Source organism: Hydrogenivirga sp. 128-5-R1-1 (assembly GCF_000171895.1).
Window position 1 is genome coordinate 1 of the sequence record NZ_ABHJ01000531.1, and the last position, 1,038, is coordinate 1,038.

General features: G+C 30.5%; 1 protein-coding gene and 1 pseudogene. Both read left to right on the forward strand.

The window, feature by feature from the left end:
- Positions 1–718, forward strand: a 718-nt coding sequence (locus tag HG1285_RS00145; protein ID WP_008289747.1) for a GTPase, incomplete at its 5' end; no start/stop codon positions are given.
- Positions 719–769: 51 nt separating this feature from the next.
- Positions 770–1,038: pseudogene (locus HG1285_RS19350) on the forward strand (AAA family ATPase); the annotation flags it as partial.

Genomic DNA, 1,038 nt, shown 5'->3' on the forward strand with positions numbered 1-1,038 from the left:
AAATGTTATACTGCAGGTTGTTGATGCAAGAATTCCTTTTGATACGCGAAACAAAGTAGTTGAACAGCTTGCAAAAGAGAGGAATAAAGAACTAATTGTAATTTTAAATAAGTCAGATTTAGTACCTAAAAATTTTTTAGAAAAGGTAAAAAAAGAGATTGAAAAAGAATATCCAGTTATTGTGTTTTCGGCAAAAAAAAATAAAGGTACAAAAGAGCTTTTAAATTTACTAAAAAATTACGCTAAAAAGAAAAAAATAATAAAAGTAGGAGTTTTAGGATATCCAAATGTAGGTAAATCTTCTGTTATAAATACATTAAAGAAAAAGAAAGTGGCCACTGTCTCTCCAAAGCCCGGTATGACAAGAGGAGAAATGCTTATAAAACTTGATGAAGACATATTCTTAATAGACACTCCCGGGATAATAACACTTGAACTTCCTGAAGATTTAGCTCAAAAAGGTGCGTGGATTCCAGACAAACTTGAAGACCCTGTTGAAACTGCTGTTAAATTTCTGGAAAAAGTTATTGAAAAATCTCCTCAGAGTTTAGAAAAAACATATAAAGTAAAAATAGAAAATGACCCTGTGAAAATGCTTGAAAAATTAGGAGAAAAGTTAAACTACAAAGTATCTGGTGGAGAAATAGATTATGAAAGAACAGCTAAAAAAATCCTCTGGGACTGGTTAAAAGGCAGCCTAAAAGCATATTGGATATAATTTTAATAATACATATATTTAAAGATAATACAAAATTTTGAGGTAAAAGTTTTGGTTTATGAACCATTTGCAAGAAAATACAGACCAAAAGACTTTAATTCAGTTGTTGGTCAGAAACACGTTGTTAACACATTAAGAAATGCCATAAAACTTAACAGAGTTTCACACGGATATATATTTGCAGGACCAAGAGGAGTTGGGAAAACAACAATCGCAAGAATAATTACAAAAAGTTTAAACTGTAAGCAGGGAATTACAGAAAACCCATGTGGAAAATGTGAAAACTGCCTTGAAATAGATAAAGGTTCATTTCCAGATAT